The sequence below is a fragment of the Enterobacter sp. C3_dUdeg genome, from assembly GCF_057536195.1.
Genome location: NZ_BAAKFX010000001.1, coordinates 738,434 through 763,675, shown reverse-complemented (window position 1 = coordinate 763,675; position 25,242 = coordinate 738,434). Strand labels below are relative to the sequence as shown.

The window sequence follows — 25,242 nt, the reverse complement described above, 5'->3', positions numbered from 1 at the left end:
TCAATTGTGCTATGCAGTAATTCAAAAAAGGAAGTAAGACAATATGGAGCGCAACGCCCATCGCTTGACGTTGCATTCACCTGCGGGAGTAATATTGCACCTTACGGGGTAGATGTTTATTGACTTCGCTCAATTAAAAGAGCGTTTTGATCCCGTTGAAAGCTGAAAAAAGCGTAAATTTACAGCCATTTACTACGATGCAACCACCATGCAACACCACCAATCAAAACAACTAACATCACGCAAAAGGCGGTAAAGCCGTAGCGATAAGCGCCACCCGGAATTCCACCCAGATTCACGCCAAACAGCCCGGTAAGAAACGTGCTGGGTAAAAACACCATCGCCATCAGGGACATCGTATAGGTTCTTCTCGACAGCGACTCCTGCATCACCTGCGCGATTTCGTCCGCCATCACCGCCGTTCTGGCAATACAGGAATCAATCTCGTCCAGCCCGCGCCCCAGCCTGTCGGCAATATCCTGCATTCTGCGTCGCTGATCGTCATTCATCCAGGCGAGCCTTTCGCTGGCAAGACGCGCATACACGTCGCGCTGCGGCGTCATGTAGCGGCGCATCACAATCAACTGCTTACGCAATAAGGCCAGAAAACCCCGCGGCGGGATTTGCTGATCGAGCAGGTTATCTTCCAGGTCGATGATTTTGTCGTGCAGCTCTTCAATAAATTCACTCGCATGATCGGTAAGGGCGTCGCAGACGTCCACCAGCCAGCTGCCGCAGTCGACCGGCCCGGTGCCCTCTTTCAGATCGTTGACGATGTCATCCAGCGCCAGAACTTTTCGCTGGCGGGTCGACACAATGAGCCCATCGTCCATGTAGACACGCATCGCAACCAGCTGATCCGGGCGTTCATCCGTGCTGCCGTTAATGCAGCGCAGGGTGATCAGCGTCCCGTCACCCATTCGACTTACGCGGGGCCGCAGGCTTTCACCCGCCAGCGCATCGCGCACGTTATTGGGCAAGAGCGGCGTCGAGGCCAGCCAGTCAGCGCTGTCCGGGTGGGTGTAGTTCAGATGTAGCCAGCAGGGATGCGCACTATCGATCACATCATTATCTTCCAGCGGTCGCGCACCGCCGCGACCATCCAGCACCCACGCAAAAACTGCGTCTGGAACGTTTAGTTCAGATCCTTTAATGCTTTCCACAGCGCCTCCACCTTTTTAGCTCTTCGGTGTCAGTCTAGCTTTCATCAGGGGTTAAGCAACAACTATGTATTCCATCGCGCTGAAATCGCTCAGGAATTGTACATACCAGGCGGAGGCTTGAAAAAAGCCTGGCATGCCAGGCTTTGAGGTGCTGTCAGAGAGAGTGCTCTGGCTGCTGCAGGAAGGATGGCGAGCCGCCAGATGATGAGGACAAGGATGACTGATCGAGCCTGAAATTACGCGTTCGGGTCTGCAGCTCAATCACCTGATTACGCAGTACATCAGACGAACCGTTGAGTTCCTCTGCCATTGCCACGTTACTTTGTGTGACCCGCTCCAGCTCCGATAGCGCCAGGGTAATCTGAGAAATGCCTTTCTCCTGCTCTGAGGTTGACGCGGAAATGTCGTCCATTAAGCGGCTTACATTTCCCGAGCCGGTCACGATTTCATGCATGTTTTTCTCTGCCTGTGACACAACGCTGGCTCCCTGCGTGACGTTACTGCTGGTGACTTCAATCAGCGTTTTGATATTCTTCGCGGCCTCCGCGCTGCGGTGTGCCAGGTTTCTTACCTCTTCCGCGACGACAGAAAAACCCTTGCCATGATCGCCCGCCCTTGCCGCCTCCACGGCCGCGTTGAGCGCCAGGATATTCGTCTGGAACGCAATGCCGTCAATGAGCGAAATAATCTCCGTCATCTGCTGCGCGCATTCGGTAATGGACTGCATATTGCTGGCGACCTGTCCCATCAGCTCGCCACCCTTGCGCGCCTGTAACGTCGCCACATTTGCCTGCTCGCTCGCCAGGCGGGTGTTATCGGCATTGTTTTTGGTGCTCGCGGCCATTTGCTCCATGCTGGCTGCGGTTTGCACCAAAGACGCAGACTGCTGTTCGGTTTTCACCGAAAGCTGAGCGCTACGTGCCGAGAGTTGATCCGATAAGGTCATGGCGGTTTGCGATGACGCTCTGATCTCACGCACCAGCGTCGCAATATTGCCGGAAAGACTATTGATCCCGGGGATGAGCCGGCCCGCACAGTTATTGCCAAATTCAGGGATAGATACGCCAAGGTTACCTGCGGTCACCTCCTCAATACTTCTCTTCACCGTATTGATCGGCGTCACAAGATACTTCGTCATATAGACCCAGAGCAAAAATAGCGCAACGAAATTGATGACATTAAGCGAAATAAAGAGAGACGTATTGCTGGAAAATAGAACAACGACACCTGCACTTACCAAAAAAAGAGAGAAAAGGAACCCGATAATAAAGGTCCTGACACTAATATTTTTTAGCATGATAATACCCACGTTTTATATTTTGGTCGGCACTTAGACTTATAGCATTGGCCCGGAAGTTTTTCATCGCAAACAACGCTTGTTTTTTGTTTCGCCGTTAGCATCCTGAGATTTGTCTTAAGTCAGATAAAAAAAGCGTATTAGTGAAAATGTTCTGCTCAGCATGCTGTGATACTGGTCTCCAGCCATGTTAAGCGATAGTATCGCCCGCGGTGAGACGATACGATCGCCTTCATATTTAAGGAGCTTTGCTACTGTTATTCGTTCTTGTTTAGCAATGCTTAATATATTAACGAGAGAATATATTTTATATTCTTAATAAGTTTTAGAGTATTAATATGACTGGTCATTTTTCACGATAAATAACTAATATGGTTTGAATGCGCATGTTCGTTGCCCGATAAAGATGTATCCGGCAGGCGAAATCGGTAACCCTCTCAGGCGTGGGATTGCATAATGCTCAATATATCGTGGGACCCTGTGTTAATCGCTATATCTTATCTGGTGGCGTTTATCGCCTCCTTTGTGGCGCTGGACAGCGCCGGAAAGATCCCCCTCTCCAGCCGAAAGGCTGCCCTGTTCTGGCGCATTGCCGGTGGGGTCACGCTGGGCATTGGCATTTGGTCGATGCACTTTATCGGCATGCTGTCGATGCAAATGCCCATGATGATGAGCTACGACCTCTGGTTAACCCTTGCGTCACTGGGCGTCGCGGTGGTTGCATCAGCCACGGCACTTAATATTGCCGTCGCGGGCAAAAAACTTTCTCCCTTTCGACTGATCTTTGCCACGGCAATCCTGAGCGCTGGCGTGGTGTCGATGCACTACATCGGTATGGCGGCCCTGATGCTGGATGGCAGCATCATCTGGGATCGCCGCCTCGTGGGGTTGTCCGTGGTTATTGCGGTTGTTGCCTCCGGCACGGCGCTGTGGCTGGCTTTCCGCCTGCGGGATAAACACAAAGGCGTCTTTATCAATCGCATTCTCGCGGCCTTCGTCATGGGTGCCGCCATTTGTGCGATGCACTATACCGGCATGAGTGCCGCGCAGTTTCAGGAAATGGCGCATACCCTCCCGGGCGGGATCGGCGAGCTGGGGTTATCCATCTGGGTTTCGGTCACCACGCTCTGCCTGCTCGGCGTGATGTTAATCATTTCACTGATCGATTCCCACCGGCGCACCAGCCGGCTGACGGATAATCTGCATCAGCTCAACCGCCAGCTTGAGCTACAGGCGCGCTTTGACGCGCTCACCGGGCTCGCAAACCGCCACCAGATGGATCTCCGCATGCAGGATTGTTTGCGCAGCGCGCTGCTGAGCAAAAAGCCATTTGCGGTTATTTTCCTGAACGTCGATCACTTCAAACGCGTTAACGATACGTGGGGTCACAGCGTCGGTGATGAGGTATTGATCGCGGTCGCGCAGCGCATCACGGCCCGGCTCACGCGCGAGATGACCCTGGCAAGGCTGGGAGGCGACGCCTTTATCCTGCTGGTGCCGGAATGTGACGACGACAGACTCAACGCCCTGGTCACCGCGCTGCTTGAAGACGTGCGACGCCCTCTGTCCGTCTGCGGACATACGTTAAGCACGACGATCAGCGCGGGCGTCAGCCTCTATCCTCAGGACGGCGAAACGCTGCACGAGCTGAAGCTCAAGGCGGATGCAGCATTACATCGCATCAAGGAAGATGGCCGCAACGGCTGGGCGATTTACCGGGCCGAGATGTCAACGGCGATCCCGGCAAAACCCGGTTTCCTGCAGGAGCTTTCTCAGGCGCTTGAGCGCGATCAGTTTGAACTGTGGTACCAGCCAACCTGGCATGCCGGAGAGAAAACCATTCACGGTTTTGAAGCCCTTCTGCGCTGGCGGCATCCTGAGCAAGGGGTTGTGCTGCCTAATCTGTTTATCCCTTCCCTGGAACAAACGGGCTTAATTATTCCGGTAGGTAACTGGGCCATTGAAGCGGCATGCCGACAGCTTCATTTCTGGACAGAGCAAGGTTTCAGCCAGTGGACGCTGTCGCTCAACCTATCCCCCATCCAGTTTGAACAGCCTGATATTTTCCAGATCGTCTCGTCGATGCTGGAAAAATATAGCTTGTCTCCGTCCCGGCTGATCCTTGAGGTAACGGAAAGCACCGCGCTTAAAAATCTCGACCGCAGCATTGAGTTGCTCAATGCGTTTAATCACGCGGGGATCGTTGTCTCGATTGATGATTTTGGGACGGGCTATTCCAACCTTCTGATGCTGAGCGTGCTTCCGGCCAAAGAACTCAAGATCGACAGAAGCTTTGTCACGTCGATGCTGGAAAATGAAAAAAGCTACAAGCTGGTTGAAACCATTATCAGTATCGCCCGGACCATGGAGATGAATGTGGTGGCAGAAGGGATCGAGACGGAAGAACAGCAGGCGGTTCTCACCCGACTCGGCTGCGATTACCTGCAGGGATATCTGTTCTCTCGCCCCTTACCTGCCGAACAGGTACCGTGGCTACTGCTGCAGATAAACTCAGACAAACAGATTATACCCATTAATAAAATTCAAACGGACTCCGCATTTATTTCTCAAAAAAATCATGCCTGACGGGGTTAAGTGGAGTATGTTTCAAGGGAGTACACGCGAGTCAATTCTGTCATGATTGTCAGGCACATGTTGTCGATGAACAGGAAACGCCTATGTCGCAACCTTGTTTTGATGCGTTGAATGTAATTAAAACACCCGTGTGGCTCGTTTCACCCGTGTTGGAAAAGATCATTTTTGCGAATGTGGCCGCAACGCAGATCATGGGAGATAAAACGCTCGATGACCTGCGCAAAGGGATCTATTCAGCCAGTGCGCAAACCGTCCTGTCGATGTATGTATCTGAACTGAAAACAGAGCAGGAGATCGTCGAAATCTGGACAACGAACCGGGATGGACAGGATACGCCGTTAAGCTGTCGTCTCTCGCTTGCCCACTACGCGCCCTGGGGCGATGTGATTGTTTTCGAGGGCATCTCCCAACAAATACTCTCAGGATTGAAGGCCAGCCGTTCCGCTACCTACCGGCGGAAAAAACAGGGTTTTTATGCGCGCTTTTTTCTGACCAACAGCGCCCCGATGCTGTTAATCGATCCGGCCCGCGACGGTCAAATCGTCGATGCGAATCTGGCCGCGCTCAATTTTTATGGTTATTCCCATGATGACATGTGCAGTAAGCATACCTGGGAAATCAATACGCTGGGGCGAGATGTGATGCCCATTATGACTGCGATTGCCGCGCTGCCCGGTGGTCATAAGCCGCTCAATTTTGTTCACCGCCTTGCCGATGGATCCACCCGCCACGTTCAGACGTATGCCGGGCCCATTGAGATCTACGGTGACAAGCTGATGCTGTGCATCATCCACGATATCACCGAGCAAAAAAGGCTGGAGCAGGAGCTGGAACATGCGGCGTTACGTGACTCCATGACGGGGTTACTCAACCGGCGCCAGTTCTACGCGATTACCGATCAAAGCAATCTGAATAAACTTCCCTCGCAGCAGCAATTTAGCCTGCTGCTGGTGGATACCGACCATTTCAAAAACATTAATGACCTGTTCGGCCATCTGAAAGGCGATGAGGTGCTTATCGCCCTTTCCCGGACGCTGGAAGCCTGTAGTCGGGAGGGCGATATGGTGTTCCGCTGGGGTGGCGAAGAGTTCGTTATCCTGCTGCCGCGCACCTCTCTCGACACTGCGATGCAGATTGCCGAATCAGTCCGTGCAGCCGTTGCCCGCATTACGATTCCAGGCCTGCCGCGGTTTACCGTCAGCATCGGCGTGGCGCGGCACAATCAGGGTGAGAGTATTGACGAGCTGTTTAAGCGTGTGGACGATGCGCTGTATCGCGCTAAAAATGACGGACGCAATAAAGTCCTTGCGGCATGAAACTGGAGTATCCGGAAAAGCCCCGCTACAATGCCCACCTCGAATCAATTAGCGTCAGGTGGGTAAAAGCCGCAATGGGAAAAACAGAAATAATACTCACCTTAATTATTTTACTCCTTATTATATTTGGCTTCTGGTTTATTTTTAGCGGTGAGATCTGGTATCTCGTCGAGTTTCTGGAAAATAGCCTTTACCCGACCTTCGACGCACCGTAACGCACGTTTAATCGCTTGTTTCACCTACCGAATATGTCAGGTATTAGCTTCCCTTACAGCCGCGTAAAATACGCGGCGTTATCCTCCAACAACGTTGATAACGAATCACTTATTCATTTGCTTATGTTGCCCGTGCTCTGACGGGCTTTTTTATTTCCGGCAATTCAGCCACGCCAGGCTATATCTTAATCATCTTTATTGATAGAGGTGAGGAAAGATGAGCAAGAAGATCCTGATGCTGGTTGGCGATTACGCCGAAGATTACGAAACCATGGTGCCTTTTCAGGCGTTGCAGATGATTGGTCATCAGGTGGATGCGGTCTGCCCCGACAAACCGAAGGGCGATTACATCATGACGGCAATCCATGACTTTGACGGCGCCCAGACCTACAGCGAAAAGCCCGGTCACCGCTTTACCCTCAACGCCGATTTTTCAGCCGTAAAGGAGCAGGACTACGACGCGCTGCTCATCCCCGGCGGGAGAGCGCCCGAGTATCTGCGATTAAATGAGGACGTCTTAAAGCTGGTACAGGCATTTGACGCCGCGCGTAAGCCGATTGCTGCGGTGTGCCATGGACCACAGCTGCTTGCTGCCGCGGGCATCCTGAAAGGACGAACCTGCAGCGCCTACCCGGCCTGTGCGCCTGAGGTCCGTCTCAGCGGCGGACACTACGCCGCTATCGGCATCGACCAGGCCCATGTAGACGGTAACCTGGTGACGGCTCCCGCCTGGCCCGCGCATCCGCAGTGGCTGGCGAAGTTTAATGCGCTGTTAGAATAACAGAGACCAGGTATCGGGCCACGCATAGCGAATGAAGCGGTACCGCGTTTTGCAGACCTGGCGCGAGAATGCGCCAGGCCTCATAAAACATCAGTGCTTCTCGATAAACATCGTCCGGCTATACGCCACGTCTTCCGGGTTATTGATGGGGTAGCCTTTCACCCAGGGCTTAATCAGGCGACCATTGGTGTACTGGTAAATGGGCGCGATGGGCGCTTTCTCCAGGAGGATTTTCTCCGCCATGTTGTAGTCCGTATTACGCGCTTTCGCCGTAGTTTCCAGCGTCGCCTGGTGGATAATTTTATCGTAGGCCGGCTCATTGAAACGCGAGATATTGCCGCTGTGGGTGGAGGTCAGCAGGGACAGGAAGGTCGACGGCTCATTGTAATCGCCTACCCATGACGCGCGGATCACGTCAAAATTGCCGGTATTACGGCTGTCGATATAGGTTTTCCACTCCTGGTTTTGCAGTTTGACGTCCACACCGAGATTTTTCTTCCACATGGACGCCACCGCAATGGCGATTTTCTGATGGTTTTCCGAGGTGTTGTACAGAAGGGTCAACTTCAGCGGACGCTGCGGGCCGTAACCTGCGGCCTGGAGCAACGTTTTCGCCTGAGCGTTCAGCTCCTGCTGGGACATCTGCTCGAACGGTGAAGGCTCAGGGGTGAAGCCCGCCGTCACGTCAGGGGTGAAATGCCAGGCCGGCTTCTCGCCTGTACCTAATACCTTTTCCGCCATAATGCGGCGATCGATAGTCATGCTCAGCGCAAGACGCACCCGGGCATCGGCCGTCGGGCCCTTTTGCGTGTTAAATGCGTAGTAATAGGTCCCAAGCTGAGGCGGCGTATACACCTGTCCCGGAATGTCCTTCAGGAGCTTCTGATACATGTTTTTCGGGAACGATTCGGTGATATCAATATCCCCCGCCAGATAGCGCTTAGTGGCGGACGATTCCTGATTAATCGGAATGAAGGTCACTTTTTGCAGGACAGTTTTCGCGTTGTCCCAGTAGTGCGTATTCGGCACGACAACCAGTTTTTCATTCACCACGCGGTCGTTCAGGACGTACGCGCCGTTACCCACCAGAGCGCCCGGACGCGTCCACTCTTTCCCGCTTTCAACGTTCGCTTTTTGCACCGGATAGAAGGCGAAGTTTGCCGTCAGGTTGCTAAACCACGGGAGCGGTTTGTCCAGCTGGACGCGTAAGGTTCTGGCATCCACCGCCGTCACGCCCAGGGTATCTGGCGCCGCTTTGCCATCGATAATGGCCTGCGCGTTATTGATGCCCGCCAGCGCCGCAAACCAGGCAAACGGAGACGTGGTTTTCGGGTCAACCAGACGCTGCCAGCTGTAGACAAAATCCTGCGCGGTGACGGGCGTACCGTCAGACCATTTGGCGTTATCGCGCAGGGTGAACGTCCAGATACGGTTATCGTTGCTCTGCCAGCGCGTCGCCACGCCGGGGGTCAGCTCCCCTTTCTCGTTCTGATTCACCAGCCCTTCGAAAAGATCGCGAATCACCTGAATCTCGGGTAATCCTACCGCTTTTGCCGGATCGAGCGAAGCCGGCTCGTCTTTAATATGCCTGACCAGCTCCTGTTTTTGCGCCAGTACCATGCCCTGAGGCACATCAGCAGCGTACGAGAGTGTAGAGAGTCCGCACAGGTACAGTGCAGCGCAAAGACGCGAAACAGGATGCTTCATAAGATCCCCTTTGATGAATTCAGGTAACAAGCAGATGCGTAATTATTTGTTTCGAAACAGAGAAATGCAAATACCTTACGCCTGAATAGTGATTTAAGGCAATTCTCAAGCGTTACGGAAACTATTTGATTAACAGCGGGTTTTGCACAACACTGCCAGTAGAGACTTCTTTATCAGGATTTCGTATGGCAATCACCCGACCACGAGCGGAACGCGGGGCCTTTCCGCCGGGCGCTGAGCAATATGGCCGCTCATTTTTAGGCGCATCGCTGATCTGGTTCCCGGCGCCCGATGCCGATCGCAGCAGCGGTTTGATCATTGCCGGCACGCACGGAGATGAGAACTCGTCCATCGTCACGCTTTCCTGCGCGCTGCGGACGCTGACGCCTTCATTGAGACGTCACCACGTAATTCTTGCCGTCAATCCGGACGGCTGTCAGCTTGGATTACGGGCGAATGCGAGGGGCGTTGACCTGAACCGTAATTTCCCGGCGGCAAACTGGCGCGCCGGAGAAACGGTTTATCGCTGGAACAGCTCCGCCGAGGAGCGGGACGTGGTGCTGCTGACGGGAGACAAGCCTGGCTCGGAGCCGGAAACGCAGGCGCTGTGCCAGCTTATCCATAAGATCCACCCCGCCTGGGTTGTCTCCTTCCACGATCCGCTGGCCTGCATTGAAGATCCGCGTCACTCCGAACTGGGCGCGTGGCTGGCGCAGGCTTTCGCCCTGCCGCTCGTCACCAGCGTCGGCTATGAAACACCCGGATCGTTCGGTAGCTGGTGCGCCGATTTGAGCCTGCCCTGCATCACCGCTGAATTTCCGCCAATTTCCTCCGACGAAGCCAGCGAAAAATACTTAAACGCGATGATGGAGCTACTGCGCTGGCAGCCTCAAAGATGAAGCACGCCGCTGGTAAAATTAAGCGCCGGCGAAACGTCAACCGCCAGCCACGTCGGGCCGTCCAGATCGGCGAAACGGACCTGATTGACCAGCGGCAGCGCCGCGCCGATCGCCCGGGATGTGCAGAGCATGCATCCCAGCATCAGGGAAAAGCCCTGCGCCTGCGCTTCCGCCGCCAGGGCCAGCGCTTCTGTCAGCCCGCCGGTCTTGTCGAGCTTGATATTGACCATCTCATAGCTGCCCTTAAGCGCGCTCAAATTCTCGCGGGTATGACAGCTTTCATCCGCACAGACGGGCAGCGGATGGATAAAATTCTTCAGCGCCGCATCATCCTTCGCTGGCAGAGGCTGTTCCAGCATCGCCACGCCCAGGTCAGCCAGCAGCTGGCATCGCGCGGCAAGCCCCTCGGGATGCCACGACTCGTTGGCGTCAACAATCAGCGTGGCCGAGGGAACCGCCGAGCGAATGGCGACCATCCGCTCGCTGATCAGGCGATCGTCGAGCTTCACTTTTAACAGCGTGGCCCCTGCGTCATAGAGCGCTTTTGCGCTGGCAGCCATCTGCTCCGGCTCACCAATCACGACCGTTTGCGCCGTCACGACGGACTCCGGCAGCGCCACCCCCAGCAAGGACGTCAGCGATTGTTGCTGCCTGGCGGCCTCAAGGCTCCAGAGCGCACAGTCGATGGCGTTGCGCGCAGCCCCGGCGGGTAAACGCTGCTGTAACGCCTCGCGCGTGAGCCCTTTTTGCAGGTCAGGCACCAGGGTCATGATATGCGCCATCACCGACGCAGGACTTTCTCCATAGCGCGGGTAAGGCGTACATTCCCCAACGCCTTTAACCCCCTCTTCTTCAATTTCAACCACGACCACGCTGGCTTCACTTCGACTGCCGCGGGAGATCACAAACGGGGTATGCAATGGCCAGGCTTCTTCATAGACCTTAACGCTTCTCATCACTGACTCCTTGCGGCCCGGAAAGGCGAAAAATTTGGTTTGCCGTGTTATCCGCTGATGGCATACACTAGCCCCGACGTTAACTATATGTAAACAGGAAGATATCTATGTCACAACTCGTTCATTTCCAGGGCAACCCGGTTGCTGTTGCAGGTTCCATTCCGCAGGCTGGCAGCAAAGCGCAGGCTTTTACTCTGGTGGCTAAAGATCTGTCTGACGTCACACTGGCTCAGTTTGCGGGTAAACGCAAAGTACTGAACATTTTCCCAAGCATTGATACCGGCGTTTGTGCCGCGTCCGTGCGTAAATTCAACCAGCTGGCGACTGAAATGGACAACACCGTTGTGCTGTGCATTTCTGCTGACCTGCCGTTTGCCCAGTCCCGTTTCTGCGGTGCCGAAGGCCTGAGCAACGTTATTACCCTCTCCACCCTGCGCAGCGCAGATTTCCTCGAGAAATACGGCGTCAGCATCGCGGAAGGCCCACTGAAAGGTCTGGCGGCTCGTGCCGTACTGGTTCTGGATGAAAACGACACCGTTGTCTTCAGCGAACTGGTTAACGAAATCACCACCGAGCCGGACTACACTGCCGCGCTGGACGTGCTGAAAGCATAATAAGTACTTAGCATTCTATACAACTTATTCTCAACCTCGCCGCGGCGGGGTTTTTTATTATAATAAAGCTGAATCGTTAAAGCATAAATGCGCACAAATCACATTAGTCATGCAATAAAAACGTCGACAAGTAACATTAACGTGATCGATAACGCATAATAATCGTTAAAATTCTCTATTTTCGACCGCAGTGAAGCACATCACATTTCCCTTTTTGCCTAAACATTAGATTTGCTTACGAAAGAAAATAATCGTTTCAGCAAAAAGGATAAAATATGAAGATTAAATTCGCTTTTACGCTCCTTGCGGTACTGATTTCTGGCCATGCAGCGGCCAAAACCTGGGTGCTGACAAGCGCTGAAAGCAGCGTAGAGAAAGGAAACTGGAAGATTTCCAGTGATGAGCTGAAAGTTAAAGACCAAACGTTCAGCATTGAGCAAAAAGTCTTACACGGTGGTAAACAGGAAGGCAGCAAAGTCATCATTATTAGCAGCAAAGATGGCCTCACCATCACCCTGAGCCCGACCCGCGGGATGAACCTTCTGCATGTAGAAGGCTTTGGCACCCGACTGGGGTGGAATTCGCCCGTTAAAGAGGTCGTTAATCCGGCATATATCAATCTTGAGAGCCGCAACGGTCTCGGCTGGCTGGATGGTTTCAACGAGATGATGGTGCGCTGTGGCTATGAGTGGACAGGACACCCGGTTACCGCTGACGGGCAAATTTACACCCTGCACGGCAGGGCCGGTAATACCCCCGTTTCGCAGGTCGAGGTTGAAATCGCCGATGCCGCCCCGCATGAAATCCGCGTTCGGGGTTTGATCAAAGAGAGCACGTTTAAAAAATCGGATCTGCAAACCTTGACCGAACTGCGCTACGTTCCCGGAACTAACCAGTTCAGCCTGCACGATGTTCTGACCAACCATGCGGATTACCCTCACGATTACCAAATCATCTATCACAGCAACTTCGGCACGCCGATCCTCGAAGAAGGCGCCCGTTTCCTTGCGCCGGCGGCAAGCGTGAGCCCATTCAATGACTACGCCAAAGCGGGGGTTAACGACTGGCAAACCTATGCCGGGCCGACAAAAGGCTTTGATGAGATGGTCTTTAACATTAAACCGCTCTCGGACAATAACCACGAAACGCTTGCGGCGGTGGTCAATAAAGCCGGAGATAAAGGCGCGTCAATCCAGTTTGATACCCGCCAGCTGCCCGTGCTGACCTTATGGAAGAACACCGATACGCTGAAGCAGGGCTACGTCACGGGCATTGAGCCAGGCACCAGCTACGCCTACCCCGTTACGATTGAACGCGAGCAGAAGCGGGTTAAGCAGCTGCAGCCCGGTGCCAGCGCGCAGTTTGACCTGACCTATACCCTGCTGCACAGCCCGCAGCAGGTGAAAGAGGTCGAAAACAGGATTGCATCGATTCAGGGAGAGACAAAAACAGAAATCGTTAACACGCCGATGGCGAAGGAATAAATGCAAAGTAAAAAGCCTCTTTACAGAGGCTTTTTGTTATTCGTCGCCTTTCTTATGATTCAACCCATACTCACGCAGCTTGTTGGCGATCGCGGTATGCGAGACGCCAAGGCGTTTTGCCAGCTTGCGGGTGCTGGGATAGCTGCGGTACAGCTGCGTCAGCACTGAACGCTCAAAACGGCTGGTGATATCGTCCAGCGAACCTTCCATCGCCTCTTCGCCAACCGATACCGTCCCCGCGTCGTAATCAGGCAACAGAATATCCTGCGGACGCAGTTCATAGCCTTCCAGCTGGGTCAGCGCACGATAAACGGCGTTTTTGAGCTGGCGAATGTTGCCCGGCCAGCCGTAGCGCATCAGCACCGTGCCGAGATCGGCAGACAGCTTCGGACGCGGCACCCCCTGCTCGTCGGCAAAGCGGGCGACGAACAGCTCCGTGAGCGGCATGATGTCCTGCGGACAATCGCGCAGCGGGGGAATATTCAGCGTCAGGACGTTGAGGCGGTAATAGAGATCCTCGCGGAAGATCCCCTTTTGCACCAGTTCCACCAGGTTTTTCTGGGTGGCGCAAATGACGCGCACGTCCACATGCACTTCGTGATCCTCACCGACGCGGCGGAAGGTTCCGTCGTTCAGGAAACGCAGCAGCTTAGCCTGCATGCGCGGCGACATTTCGCCGATTTCGTCCAGCAGCACGGAGCCACCGTTAGCCTGCTCGAAGAACCCCTTCTTGCCTTCCGGCGCGTGGCCAAACAGCTCGCTTTCAACGGCATCTTCCGGAATAGAGGCGCAGTTAAGTGCCAGATAAGGCTTAGCCGCACGCGGGCTCGCCAGATGCACCGCATGAGCCAGCAGGTCTTTCCCGGTGCCGGTATCCCCGGTAATCAGCAGCGGCGCGGTCAGGCTTGCAAGCTTGCGCGCCTGGTCAACCACATGGCGCATTTTCGGGCTGACGGCAATAATCTGGCTGAACGCGCCGACATCCTGACTGGAGAGGTTTTGCAGCTGGCGACCCATGCGTAACGTCGAGCGCAGCATGATCACCGCCCCGGTCAACACGCGGGTATTCCCTTCCGCTTTCAGATAGACCGGCGTGATCTCCATCAGGAAATTCTGCCCGTTAATCACCACATGCTCGCTAAGCGTGTTCTGCGGATTGCTGTCCAGCCAGCGCTGGAAGTTAAAGCCGGGGATCAGCAGCGCGGCGTTATGATTGCTGAGCTTCTCCTGACTCTGCGCGAAAAGCTGGCAGCTCGCGTGGTTAACGCGCTCAACTTTGCTTTTCAAATCCAGGGAGAGGAACGGCTCAGGCATCGCTTCCAGCAGCGCGCTCAGCGCCAGGTGCTCACGTTCAGAGGGCATCCAGGGAATGGTGCGTACATCCGTAACGCCAGCGATACGGCGGATTTCCGCCATCAGGCTGCTGAAGGTATTAAATTCAATTTCGGCAAAATTGAGGTAAATTCGCCCGACAGGATCGATCTCAATGCCACGTAAATCAATGCTACGTAAAACAAGAAGATCGAGTAACTCGCGGGTCAGACCGAGACGGTCTTCACAGAAGACTTCAAGACGCATGGGAAATTCACCGTTTTAAGCCAATAACAGTAAAATGATATGCCAGAACACGGTGATCGGGAAGATGGCTGTCAACAAATATTGACAGCCAGCACGATAAGTGAACAAAACCTCACGGAGCCGGTTTTTTATTGAGCGTCTCTTTGAGCTGGCCGATCAGCTCGCGCCTGAAATCCCCCAGCCGGGGCTTATCGCCATCAATCCACGGCAGCGGACGGCAGACTTCCATCGCTTTAATCCCCAAACGCGCGGTCAATAATCCCGCGCCGATACCCTGCGCGGCACGAGCGGAAAGACGCGCCGCCAGATCCTGCGACATCCAGTCCATTCCGACTTCGCGCACCAGTTCACTCGCCCCGGCAAACGCGATATTGAGCAGGACCAGCTTGAACAGCCGGAGTCGACTGTAGTAACCCAGCTCTATGCCGTAAAGGTTCGCGATACGGTTGATCAGGCGCAGGTTACGCCAGGCGATAAAGGCCATATCGACCAGCGCCAGCGGGCTGACGGCAATCATCAGGGTGGATTCCGCCGCAGAACGGCTGATCTCGCGTCGCGCCTGGGCATCCAGCACCGGCTGAACCATATGGGAGTAGAGCGTCACCACTTCCCGGTCATTCTGGGTTTCATGGATGGCGGCATACCAGCGCTGAAGCGCCGGATGCGACTGATCGATTCCGGCCTGGCTGGCCAGCTTTTCACAGAACGCGCGGCCTTTACCGGTGCCGTGACTGTGGAGCAGATCCCGCGCCTCATCACGCTCGTGGGCGCGCTGGCGCAAACGCCAGAGCCGCCGCCACTCGGTGGCAACCGACCCGATGCCCGCCCCCACAATCAGCGCGCCCGCGGCACATCCGCCCAGCGCGACCCAGTCCTGAGTTTGCCAGGCATTCATCGTCCACTGCACGCCCTGCCCAACCACGCTTACGCCAAACAGCGCCAGACCGGCGGTGACCATCCTGCGCCACAGGCTGCGTTTTGGACGCAGAGCGGCTTCCACAACCGCCTCTGCAGGACCTTCCTCAACGCCGGGCTCCTCTGTCAGGGCCGGAGCAAAGTTATCAGCCTGCGTGCCGCTGAACGTCTGCGCGGTTTTAAACGCCTCCTGAGGATCCTGCTCAAGCGTTCCGGTAAAGTCTATGCGCGGTTTTAACGGTTCCGTCATCGCAATTTATCTCCAATCAAAAACTCCAGCGCCGCATCCAGACGGATGTGTGGTAATGGCCGATCGACGCTCATTGCCTGCGGGCGGAAGGCTTCAAACTGGAAGCCCTGGTTCTGCCAGAAGGCCTGGCCCGGCAGCCGCGCAGGCACTTCGCCCGGATAGACGGTAAGCGGTTCACCGTCGCTGAGCCGGTTCCCGCGTAATGCCGGTATTTTCTCGCCGTTAAGATCAATCAGCCCGCTTTGCGTTGCCTGCACGGACGCAAGCCCAAGGCAATCCATGCCGATCCCTTCGAAGGCGGCGTTTTGCCAGGCGTCCTGCACCAGCTGCTGCAGCAGCGATACCATATTGGCATGCTGGTCGACCGTGACGTGATCGGACTTGGTGGCCGCAAAGAGCAGTTTATCGATCACCGGTGAGAACAGACGGCGAAACAGCGTCCGCTGCCCGTAGTGAAAACTTTGCATCAGCTGCGTCAGCGCCAGGCGCATATCGTGGAAGGCCTGCGGCCCGCTGTTGAGCGGCTGCAGACAATCCACCAGCACAATCTGACGGTCAAATCGCAAGAAATGGTTTTTATAGAATCCCTTGACCACTTTTTCACAGTAGTAATTGTAACGCTCGCGCAGCATCCCGGCGTTAGTGTGCCTGTCGGCCTGCGCCAGCTTCGACTCGCCCACCCCGTCCACGTCCGGCCAGGGGAAGAACTGAAGCGCAGGCGCGCCCGCTAAATCACCCGGCAGGACAAAGCGACCCGGCTGAATGAAGTGCAACCCTTCCTGTTTGCACTGGTGCAGATACGCCGTCCAGGATTCGGCAATGGCCGCCAGACGGTTTTCATCGGCCGGCGCAAGCGGGTCCAGGCCTTCGCACAGCTGTCGCCATTTGGCCGACCACCCGGCGCGCTGCCCCTGTAACAAGCCCGTCATCTGGCGGGACCAGCTGAGGTAATCCTGCGCCAGCATCGGCAGGTCGAGCAACCATTCACCGGGGTAATCGACGATTTCAAGGTACAGCGTAGAAGTATCCTTGAAGTGGCGCATCAGGGATTCATTCGAGCGAAAGCGCAGCGCGAGGCGAATTTCACTCACCCCTCGCGTCGGCGTCGGCCACATGGGCGGATCGCCATAGAGCTGCGCCAGCCCTTCGTCATAGGTAAAACGTGGAATCCCAAAATCACGCTGAGGAACGCGCTTCACGCCCAGCAGGCGTTCTTCCCGCACCGCGCTGAGCAGCGGCAGACGCGCCCCGGCGTGCAGGTTCAGGAGCTGGTTCACCATCGCGGTGATAAACGCCGTCTTACCGCTGCGGCTCAGCCCCGTCACGGCCAGACGCAGATGACGGTCAACGCCACGGTTCACCAGTGAATTGATTTCGTTTTTAAGTCGCTTCATCGCCGTCCTTCGTTGCCTGGAAGCCTTGAATGCATGGCTTCAGAATACAATAAATGGGGGCAGATCGTTGATTATCAATTCTTATTTATTGCTATTCCCGTTTTCTCTCCAGTAAGATGAACGGCATTGCTGTCAGTCCGGAGTGAGTAAGGTGTATGTCACCCACCATCTATGATATCGCACGGGTTGCGGGCGTATCGAAATCAACCGTTTCCCGCGTTCTGAATAAACAAACGAATATTTCTCCCGAAGCGCGTGAAAAAGTGCTGAAGGCGATTGACGAATTAAATTATCAGCCCAACAAACTGGCCCGCGCCCTGACCTCTTCAGGCTTCGATGCCATTATGGTTATTTCGACCCGTTCAACCAAAACCACTGCCGGTAATCCTTTTTTCTCCGATGTCCTGCATGCCATTACGGCAAAAGCGGAAGAAGAAGGATTTGACGTTATTTTACAAACGTCAAAAAGCAGCGAAGATGATTTGCTGAAATGCGTGAGTAAAATAAAACAGAAGATGATCAAAGGGATCATTATGCTGAGCTCACCGGCAAATGAATCCTTTTTCACCACGCTGGATGCGTATGGCGTACCGGTAGTGGTTATCGGTAAAGTGGAAGGTGAGTATCAAAATATCTATTCCGTCGACACGGATAATTTCCATGACAGCGCCACGCTGACCGAAACCTTTATTAAAAACGGACGCCGTAAAATTGCCTGTCTGCATGCCCCGCTTGATTATCATGTTTCGATCGATCGCCTTGCGGGCTATAAAGCCAGTCTGGAAAAGCACCATATTGCCCTTAACCCGGACTGGATCAGGGATGGCGGTTATACCCATGAGAGTGCGCTTACGGCAGCGCTGGAATTGTTGTCTTCACCCACGCCGCCTGATGCGGTATTCGCTACCGACAGCATGAAGTTACTTAGCCTCTATCGCGCGGCGGATGAGTTGAACCTGATGATCCCGGAGCAGGTGGTGATAGCCGGATACAGTGACCCGATGCTGTCTCTCATTTTAACGCCCTCGCCTGGCGGCTTTGATATCCCCACCCGAAAGCTGGGGGAAGAGAGCTGCGATCTTCTTTTCAGGCGTATTGCGGGTCAGCCCGCCCCGCAAAAAGTGCTGGTTGATACCCACTTTTTGTTGGCTGCTTCCCTTCGCTAAAACCAGGGGCGTATTGCCCCTGGCGTGCAGTCGGTCAGAACGCGTAGTTTACGCCAACCCCCGCATAGTGGAAGCGGTCGCTCTCGCCTTCATCGTGGTTTTCCCACTCATAGGCGTATTCCAGCGTCATGGATAAACCATTGTTGAAATCGTAAGCGTAGAGGAGACCGAGTCGGTTGAAATCGTGTCCTTCACGCTCAGGATCGTCCTGCCAGTCCCAGTTCGACCAGCGATCGAGCCCCAGGCGGGTATAAGGCGTTAAGGTGGTCTGGCCTAACAAAATGGGCAGATAGGCACGAATTTCCTGAGTAGAAAACTCGCCGTTATTACGGGAACTGTCCATATTGAAGCCGCGCTCTAAATAATAATTCACTTTAGCCGCAAAGGTTTCGTTAATGGTCCAGGTAAAGCCCGTTTCGGTTTCAACGCGGCTGTCGGCATAGCCGGTTTTTTGCAGATCGTTAGCAAACTGATACATGGCAAACCAGCCGCCAAAACGCCAGTCATCGGTTAATTTAATATCCCAGTCAGGCTGAACTTTGTAGCGCTGCATATTAGCGCTGCCGTCTTTGGCACCGTGCTCATCTTTAAAGTGATAACCATAATTACGGAAGCCGCCGGTCAGACCGAAGGTGAAATTATCGGTTCCGATAAAGCGATAGCGTAATTGAAATTCAGGACGATCGAAATAGGTTCCACGGGTCATACTGCTGTAATCAACCGGCCCCTCCTGATACATCGCCAGCGAAATAGTCCACGCATCCCAGGTTGCATTAAACCACACGGAAGGTTCATATAATCCATCTTTATCGTCGCCCTGCCCCTCAACGTTTTCGATTTCATACATTGCGCCAATATTAAATTCCCACTGTTTAGCTGCTTCTGATGCTTGTGCACAGCTAACTCCTGCGCACAGAACGAGCGCAGCACTTCTTAGTAGAGTACTCATTTAATTTTCCCTTTATAAGTAACAAACAAAAAAACCGGAAATTTTCATTTCCGGCGAACACCTTTCTTATCTAATAGCCGCTTCGGTTTCAGCGTCGAAGAAATGGCACTTATTCATATCGAACTGGATGTTGATATTATCCCCTGCGGCATAATCATTCGCCGCGCCAGCGCGAACCACCAGCTCATGACCGCCAACGGTGGCGTAAAGCATGAATTCCGCGCCGGTCAGTTCGGCTACGCTGACTTTCGCCGCGATATTATTACCACTGCTCTGCAAAGTGAGAATATCTTCCGGGCGGATCCCAAATACCACCGCTTTGCGCTGATACCCTGCGGCATTCAGTGAAGCGAGCTTGTCTTCCGGGATCGCCAGACGCAGCGTTTCCGTGACGAAATAGCGATCGTCGATAGCACCGCGAATAAAGTTCATGGCTGGCGATCCAATAAACCCAGCAACAAACATATTTGCCGGTTCGTTGTATACCTGCTTCGGAGCGCCGACCTGCTGAATAATGCCGTCTTTTAAGATCACGATGCGGGTCGCCATCGTCATGGCTTCCGTCTGGTCGTGGGTCACGTAAATCATCGTGGTGTTGAGCTTCTGGTGCAGCTTGCTGATTTCAGCCCGCATCTGCACGCGAAGCTTGGCATCAAGGTTGGAAAGCGGTTCATCCATCAGGAACACACCCGCTTCGCGCACGATCGCCCTGCCCAACGCCACGCGCTGTCGCTGACCGCCGGACAGCGCGCCCGGTTTACGCTTGAGGTACTCGCGTAATCCGAGGATCTGTGCCGCCCAGTTAACGCGCTCGTCGATAACCACAGGCGCAATTTTTTGCATCTTGAGGCCGAACGCCATGTTGTCGTAGACCGTCATATGCGGATAAAGCGCATAGTTCTGGAACACCATCGCGATATCGCGAGACTTGGCGGGCACGTCATTCATGCACACCCCGTCAATAATCAGTTCACCCGCGCTGATCTCCTCCAGACCGGCAATCATGCGCAGCGTCGTGGATTTCCCGCAGCCCGAAGGCCCGACGAAGACGATGAACTCCTTGTCTTCGATTTCGAGACTGAAATCCTTAACCACGTGGACCTGGTTATCATAGATTTTCTGAATGTGTTTCAGGGACAGTTGAGCCATTGTTAATTCCTTATCAATACGTCCGGGATGCCCAAAACTCGGTCAGGCATTTCCAGGTCAGTTCCCGCGTTGAATGAAGTTGTAAACCCGCATGGTTCAGGCCAGATCCAATCCCAACCGATAGCATTCCCGCCGCGTTGATCGCCTCAACGCCTGCAGGTGCATCTTCGATACCTATAGCCGCGTCAGGACGCACATTCAGGCCTGCACAGGCAGCAAGGAAGATCTCCGGGTCTGGCTTTGAACGGCGAATACGGGAAGCATCGGCACAAAAATCGAAGGCCTGATGAATGCCCAGCGCGTGCAGGATCCCCGGGGCATTCAGGGAAACGGAGGCGAGCCCAATTTTGACCTTCGCCGCACGGATATCCGCCAGCACGTCGCGAATACCGGGAAGCAGTGAATCCTCCGTCAGCGACGCCAGAGACTGGACATAGAGCGCGTTCTTTTTCGTCGCCAGCGCGAGGCACTGCTCATGGCTGAACATCTCCTCTTTCCCGCCATGCTTCAGGATGCGCTGCAGGGAATCCATGCGGCTAATGCCCTTCAGCTGTTCGTTAAATACTTCGTCGAAGGTGATGCCGATTTCATCCGCCACTGCACGCCAGGCCAGAAAATGGAGGTGTGCGGTATCGGTGATCACACCGTCCAGATCGAATACAACCGCCTTAAGCGTCATGGCGCCTCTCCTTGGTAGCGGTCCCATTAACAGGTGCAAGAAAATCCTTATAAGCGCAAACTGTCCGCCCCGATACGTGTAGCGTCTTGTCCCACAGCGTCAGCATGGAAGGTGCCGAAGCTTCAATGGTTAACACCTCGTTTTCACAGGTGAAGTGCAGCGTTGCATTTCGCCAGCGCAGCGGGAATGCCAGTCTTCGCCAGTGGGCCGGCAACCTGGGGGAAAGATGCAGCTCCCCATCCACTATCTGCATACCGGCAAAGCCCTGAATGACGCCGGACCAGATAGCGCCGGTCGCAGCGGCGTGAATTCCGTCATCGCAGCTGTGCGGGTCGTCCCCAAGATCGATGGCGACGCCATCGCGCCAGAAGGCGTAGGCACCTTCGACGTCACCACAGCGGGCAGTCACAATGCCGTGAATGGCCTTGCTCAGCGAAGAGTCATGGATCGTGCGGGGCTCATAGAACGCCAGATTGGCGGCACACTGCTGCGGGGTAAACCGCTCCGGCAACAGGTAGGTAAGCATCACCACATCAGCCTGCTTAAGGATCTGCATGTCGTTGACTTCCGCGCGGGAATAATCGAGCAGAATGGTCTGCTTACCCGCTTTGGCTTTGTAGCAGCTGAGATCGATGGCCGGTTTGGCCATGAAGGTATCATCCTGCGGGATCACACCGTCTGAATTGGCCTCCGGCAGCCATAAGCACGTCAGGAACCGTGTCGCTTTCTGCGTAAAACCTTCATCCTCGCGCCCAAACATCGCCATAAACTGGCGAGCGCAGGCGACGTTGTGCCAGGCCAGATAGTTGGTATACGCGTTGTTGTTCACATGCTCGGTGTATTCGTCCGGTCCGATAACGTCATGGATTTCGAGACGACCATTAATTTCCGTCGCGCGGCCCATCCAGAACGCGGCGGTTTCCATCAGCAGCGTCAGACCTTCGTTTCGCATAAAGGCATCATCGTGCGTCGCCTGCCAGTAAGCGACGACGGCCCAGGCAATGTCCGCCACGATGTGGTGTTCCGCCAGCGCGGAGGCCACCTTCTGGCGCGTACCGGTTCGGATGTTGATAGCCGCGAACTCCGGCGTCTCTTCCAGCCCGCTGGCGGCGCTTTCCCATGGGAACAACGCGCCGGGCCAGCCGTTGCGACGGGCTTTTTCCCGCGCCCCGGCCAGGTTGAGCCAACGATAGCGCAGCAGGCTACGGGCGATTTGGGGCCGGGTGAAGAGATGGAAAGGCAGCAGGAAAATTTCGGTATCCCAGAAGACGTGGCCTTTATACCCCTCACCCGTCAGCCCTTTGGCGGCGATACTGCTTCGCTCATCATGGGCTGGCGTCATGGTCGTCAAATGCCAGACGGCGTAATCCAGCGCCATCTGATCCTGATGTTCCGTAGAGTCCACCTCCACCCGAGCGTTACGCCAGACCTCTTGCCAGGCACACGCCGAACTCTCAAGCAACGCGTCGTAGCCTCTTGCCGCACAGACCTTAAGATCGGCCAGCGCGTTGCGGGCAAAAGACGCCTGCGACAGTGCTTTATCGCTGCGATGTGCCACCCAGACGATTTTTTCAAGCGTGACAGTGTCACCCTTAGCAATCGTCAGCGAATGATGAACGCTGAGACGACGATTTTTGGCGGTGAAACAGCTGTCGCTCTTCGCTGAGAGCTGACAATACGCTGAAACAACAATCTCAGACGCGCGGTCCTGCGTTTCATATACGCCCTGCATATATTGCTGGTCGAACACTCTGACCGACACTTCATCCAGATGCTGTCTGCCGCTGTTCGTTTGCGTTGCGTCAATGCCGGTTTGCACCACGGCCTGCGTGGCGGCATCGAGCGGTGTAATCGAAAGCTGCATGGCCACTAAGGGCAACTGGTCTAGCGACACAAAGCGACGGCTCTCCAGACGATAGCGTTTCCCGTCAGGCGAGCGCCAGACGACGCTGCGACGAAGCTCGCCATTAGCAAACGCCAGCTCGCGCCGCCACTCGAGGATTTCGCCTGACAGGAGCGTGAAATTGACGCTATCCAGCTCAACATCAATACCGATGATATCCGGCAGATTGATTAGCTCAGTGGTCTCGTTGCGACCAGCACGATGATAGAGGCCCGCAAGATACATGCCTCTGGTTTGCTGGGTGTAATCTTCTTCGTGCGCAGCCCGGATCCCCATGTAGCCATTACCGCAGGCCATGATGGAGGCGTATTTATTCAGGCTGTGTGGACAAAAGTCCGGGTCGGTTAATACAGACACGTTTAGCATAACGTCACGCTTTCCCCTGTTTCTGCTGATTCATACAGCGCGGCGACGAGCTGCTGGATAACCAGCCCCTGCTCCGCATCAGCGATCATGACGGGTTCTCCCTGCACATGCCGTACGAAGGCATCCATACTGCGCATATGACGCCGATCGTCAGCCTCTTCACGCTGCGTGAGGGTGACTAAAGTACCGGCTTCGTCGTTGTAGATGTGCGCCGGGAACAGCATGGCGCCCGCCTTTTCACCACAGAATGCGACGTTCATGATGGATTGTTCACGGATATTGAGCGCAAACGACGTGTCCAGACGCAGAATGCCGCCGTTGCAAAATTCAATGGTGCCAAACAGGGCATCTTCAACGGTAAACTGCGTGGGATCCCACTCGCCAAACTGGCCGCTGCTTTTACGATTTCCCAGCCTCTGGAAGCTGTGTGCCGTCACCTTTTTTACCGCCGGGAACCCCAGCACGTACATCGCGGCATCGAGCATATGGATGCCGATATCAATCAGCGGCCCACCGCCCTGAAGCGTTTTGTTGGTAAAGACGCCCCAGCCGGGAACCCCGCAGCGGCGTAGCGCCTGCGCCGTGGTGTAATAAATTTCGCCCAGTTCCCCCTTTATCACAGCTTCACGCAGCAGTTGCGTATCAAGAGCAAAACGATGGTGAAAATCATACGCCAGCACTTTTCCTGCCTTGCGCGCGGCCATGCGCATCCGATCTGCCTCCTGCGGCGTCATAGCTGGCGGTTTTTCACACATCACGTGGCAGCCTGCTTCCAGCGCGACCATGACGTGCCCGAAATGGAACCGGTTAGGCGAACAGACGCTTACCACATCCGGCTTAACCGCCTCGAGCATCTCTCGCGCATCCTGCCATACCGAGGGAATACCATGACGTTCCGCAAACGCCCGAGCCTGTTCAGGATGGCTGTCCATGACAGCCACCATCTGAACATCACTGCGCGTGGCGTAATACGAGGCATGCACTTTATCCGCGACCTGCCCGGCGCCAATGATGGCGACGCGCAGAGGCGAAGGTGTAGAAGCACTCATCACGCTCGTCATCCTTAGCATTTACGCAAGTAAGTGAGCGAGTCCCGGTATGCCTGAGCCGGATCCTCGGCGCGAACACGGCACTCATACACCACGTAACCCCGGTAGTTATCAGCACGCAGCCGATCGAAAAGGCTGGCAAAATCGAGGCTGCCGCTGCCCGGCTGGTAGCGGTGGTTATCTGCGATGTGCACATGGCCCAGCAGATCGCGGTGCTGATGCAGCGCATCCGTCAGAGAGTCTTCTTCGATGTTCATATGATAGAAATCGCCGATGATCTGCACGTGCTTCAGGCCGTTCTCTTCGATATAGCGACGCGCGTCAGCCAGGGTGTTGATCATGTGATCCTGATAGCGGTTCAGCGGCTCCAGATAGACGGTCGTTCCGGTGCGCGCCGCTACCTCATCCAGCCAGCGCAGGGAGGCGCTTACGGCTTTGCGGTCACCGTCCAGGCTGCGTGGAGAGGTCATTGGCGGCAGACGGAAGGTAAACATTCCCCAGGCAGCAGGCACGATAATGCCCTTGCCGCCCACTTCAGCCAGCGCTTCCAGGATACGTTCAATCTGCTTCAACCCGTTCAGACGACGTTCTTCGATGAAGTCGCCGATCCAGCCATCGTATCCGCCGCAGGCCGTCGTCACCGGCAGACCGGTGGCTTTAATCGCCGCTTTTACCTCGGCGAGGTTTTCCACCAGCAGCTTGCCGTCAATTTCGTAGCCATCAAAACCCATCGCTTTGATGTACTCGAATTTCTCCTTGATATTGACCGGGAAAAAGGCCTGATTTTGTGTTGCGATTTTCATGTTTTGCTTTCCTT

21 protein-coding genes are annotated in these 25,242 nt (G+C 54.9%); 8 read left to right on the top strand and 13 right to left on the bottom strand.

Annotation, left to right across the window (positions count from 1 at the left end; genetic code table 11):
• Positions 1 to 179: 179 nt before the first annotated feature.
• Both zntB and AC27FC_RS03550 read right to left on the bottom strand, forming a co-directional pair.
• The gene (zntB, locus tag AC27FC_RS03555) at positions 180 to 1,163 is read right to left on the bottom strand and encodes a zinc transporter ZntB (protein ID WP_033145705.1); all 984 of its coding nucleotides are present in this window, start codon (positions 1,161 to 1,163) and stop codon (positions 180 to 182) included.
• Positions 1,164 to 1,317: 154 nt separating this feature from the next.
• Positions 1,318 to 2,460, bottom strand: coding sequence for a methyl-accepting chemotaxis protein (locus AC27FC_RS03550; RefSeq protein WP_196354302.1), 1,143 nt, complete (start codon positions 2,458 to 2,460; stop codon positions 1,318 to 1,320).
• 456 nt (positions 2,461 to 2,916) lie between these two features.
• Between AC27FC_RS03550 and AC27FC_RS03545 the strand changes: the two genes are divergently transcribed.
• From AC27FC_RS03545 to AC27FC_RS03530, 4 genes are all read left to right on the top strand, one after another.
• Positions 2,917 to 5,046 (top strand): putative bifunctional diguanylate cyclase/phosphodiesterase, encoded by a 2,130-nt coding sequence (locus AC27FC_RS03545; RefSeq protein WP_196354301.1) that lies wholly within the window; start codon positions 2,917 to 2,919, stop codon positions 5,044 to 5,046.
• Positions 5,047 to 5,138: 92 nt separating this feature from the next.
• Complete coding sequence (locus AC27FC_RS03540; RefSeq protein WP_196354300.1) at positions 5,139 to 6,371, top strand: sensor domain-containing diguanylate cyclase; 1,233 nt, start codon at positions 5,139 to 5,141, stop codon at positions 6,369 to 6,371.
• 74 nt (positions 6,372 to 6,445) lie between these two features.
• The gene (locus AC27FC_RS03535; protein ID WP_021240268.1) at positions 6,446 to 6,586 is read left to right on the top strand and encodes an Ecr family regulatory small membrane protein; all 141 of its coding nucleotides are present in this window, start codon (positions 6,446 to 6,448) and stop codon (positions 6,584 to 6,586) included.
• Between the two features lie 217 nt (positions 6,587 to 6,803).
• The gene (locus AC27FC_RS03530) at positions 6,804 to 7,367 is read left to right on the top strand and encodes a DJ-1/PfpI family protein (protein ID WP_033145709.1); all 564 of its coding nucleotides are present in this window, start codon (positions 6,804 to 6,806) and stop codon (positions 7,365 to 7,367) included.
• A 90-nt stretch (positions 7,368 to 7,457) separates the two neighbouring features.
• On the opposite strand, the gene AC27FC_RS03525 is transcribed toward AC27FC_RS03530, so the two are convergent.
• Positions 7,458 to 9,074 carry a peptide ABC transporter substrate-binding protein gene (locus AC27FC_RS03525; protein WP_232959978.1) on the bottom strand — a complete coding sequence of 539 codons (1,617 nt, stop codon included), beginning with the start codon at positions 9,072 to 9,074 and terminating at the stop codon, positions 7,458 to 7,460.
• A gap of 185 nt (positions 9,075 to 9,259) precedes the next feature.
• Between AC27FC_RS03525 and mpaA the strand changes: the two genes are divergently transcribed.
• Complete coding sequence (gene mpaA, locus AC27FC_RS03520) at positions 9,260 to 9,973, top strand: murein tripeptide amidase MpaA (RefSeq protein WP_045889286.1); 714 nt, start codon at positions 9,260 to 9,262, stop codon at positions 9,971 to 9,973.
• Here the strand turns inward: mpaA and ycjG are convergent.
• The gene (gene ycjG / locus AC27FC_RS03515) at positions 9,964 to 10,929 is read right to left on the bottom strand and encodes an L-Ala-D/L-Glu epimerase (protein ID WP_087822713.1); all 966 of its coding nucleotides are present in this window, start codon (positions 10,927 to 10,929) and stop codon (positions 9,964 to 9,966) included. The genes mpaA and ycjG overlap by 10 nt on opposite strands.
• A 107-nt stretch (positions 10,930 to 11,036) precedes the next feature.
• On the opposite strand from ycjG, the gene tpx reads away from it, so the two are divergent.
• Both tpx and AC27FC_RS03505 read left to right on the top strand, forming a co-directional pair.
• The gene (tpx, locus tag AC27FC_RS03510; protein ID WP_023335907.1) at positions 11,037 to 11,543 is read left to right on the top strand and encodes a thiol peroxidase; all 507 of its coding nucleotides are present in this window, start codon (positions 11,037 to 11,039) and stop codon (positions 11,541 to 11,543) included.
• 275 nt (positions 11,544 to 11,818) lie between these two features.
• The gene (locus AC27FC_RS03505; RefSeq protein WP_196354298.1) at positions 11,819 to 13,027 is read left to right on the top strand and encodes an aldose 1-epimerase family protein; all 1,209 of its coding nucleotides are present in this window, start codon (positions 11,819 to 11,821) and stop codon (positions 13,025 to 13,027) included.
• 36 nt (positions 13,028 to 13,063) lie between these two features.
• Here the strand turns inward: AC27FC_RS03505 and tyrR are convergent, their stop codons facing one another.
• From tyrR to AC27FC_RS03490, 3 genes are all read right to left on the bottom strand, one after another.
• A complete protein-coding gene (gene tyrR / locus AC27FC_RS03500) occupies positions 13,064 to 14,605 on the bottom strand; it encodes a transcriptional regulator TyrR (protein ID WP_196354297.1) in 1,542 nt (513 codons plus the stop codon).
• A 112-nt stretch (positions 14,606 to 14,717) separates the two neighbouring features.
• Entirely contained in the window at positions 14,718 to 15,770 is a 1,053-nt protein-coding gene (locus AC27FC_RS03495) for a YcjF family protein (RefSeq protein WP_045400123.1), read from the bottom strand.
• The gene (locus AC27FC_RS03490) at positions 15,767 to 17,164 is read right to left on the bottom strand and encodes a YcjX family GTP-binding protein (RefSeq protein ID WP_196354296.1); all 1,398 of its coding nucleotides are present in this window, start codon (positions 17,162 to 17,164) and stop codon (positions 15,767 to 15,769) included. Before AC27FC_RS03490 ends, AC27FC_RS03495 begins: the two co-directional genes overlap by 4 nt.
• 155 nt (positions 17,165 to 17,319) lie before the next feature.
• On the opposite strand from AC27FC_RS03490, the gene AC27FC_RS03485 reads away from it, so the two are divergent.
• Positions 17,320 to 18,330, top strand: coding sequence for a LacI family DNA-binding transcriptional regulator (locus tag AC27FC_RS03485; protein ID WP_096151379.1), 1,011 nt, complete (start codon positions 17,320 to 17,322; stop codon positions 18,328 to 18,330).
• Positions 18,331 to 18,364: 34 nt separating this feature from the next.
• On the opposite strand, the gene AC27FC_RS03480 is transcribed toward AC27FC_RS03485, so the two are convergent.
• The 6 genes from AC27FC_RS03480 to ycjR all read right to left on the bottom strand — a co-directional run bounded on the left by AC27FC_RS03480 (position 18,365) and on the right by ycjR (position 25,228).
• A complete protein-coding gene (locus AC27FC_RS03480; RefSeq protein ID WP_033145718.1) occupies positions 18,365 to 19,279 on the bottom strand; it encodes an OmpG family monomeric porin in 915 nt (304 codons plus the stop codon).
• A gap of 66 nt (positions 19,280 to 19,345) precedes the next feature.
• Positions 19,346 to 20,428, bottom strand: a complete 1,083-nt coding sequence (locus AC27FC_RS03475) for an ABC transporter ATP-binding protein (RefSeq protein ID WP_048979157.1) — start codon at positions 20,426 to 20,428, stop codon at positions 19,346 to 19,348.
• A gap of 13 nt (positions 20,429 to 20,441) precedes the next feature.
• Positions 20,442 to 21,107: a beta-phosphoglucomutase gene (gene pgmB / locus AC27FC_RS03470; protein ID WP_094935710.1), complete on the bottom strand. Its 666-nt coding sequence runs from the start codon at positions 21,105 to 21,107 to the stop codon at positions 20,442 to 20,444.
• Positions 21,097 to 23,376, bottom strand: a complete 2,280-nt coding sequence (locus AC27FC_RS03465) for a glycoside hydrolase family 65 protein (RefSeq protein ID WP_094935711.1) — start codon at positions 23,374 to 23,376, stop codon at positions 21,097 to 21,099. The genes pgmB and AC27FC_RS03465 overlap by 11 nt, the downstream gene beginning before the upstream one ends.
• Positions 23,370 to 24,428, bottom strand: a complete 1,059-nt coding sequence (gene ycjS / locus AC27FC_RS03460; protein WP_196354295.1) for a D-glucoside 3-dehydrogenase — start codon at positions 24,426 to 24,428, stop codon at positions 23,370 to 23,372. Before ycjS ends, AC27FC_RS03465 begins: the two co-directional genes overlap by 7 nt.
• A gap of 11 nt (positions 24,429 to 24,439) precedes the next feature.
• Positions 24,440 to 25,228: a 3-dehydro-D-guloside 4-epimerase gene (ycjR, locus tag AC27FC_RS03455; RefSeq protein ID WP_048979155.1), complete on the bottom strand. Its 789-nt coding sequence runs from the start codon at positions 25,226 to 25,228 to the stop codon at positions 24,440 to 24,442.
• Positions 25,229 to 25,242: the final 14 nt, after the last annotated feature.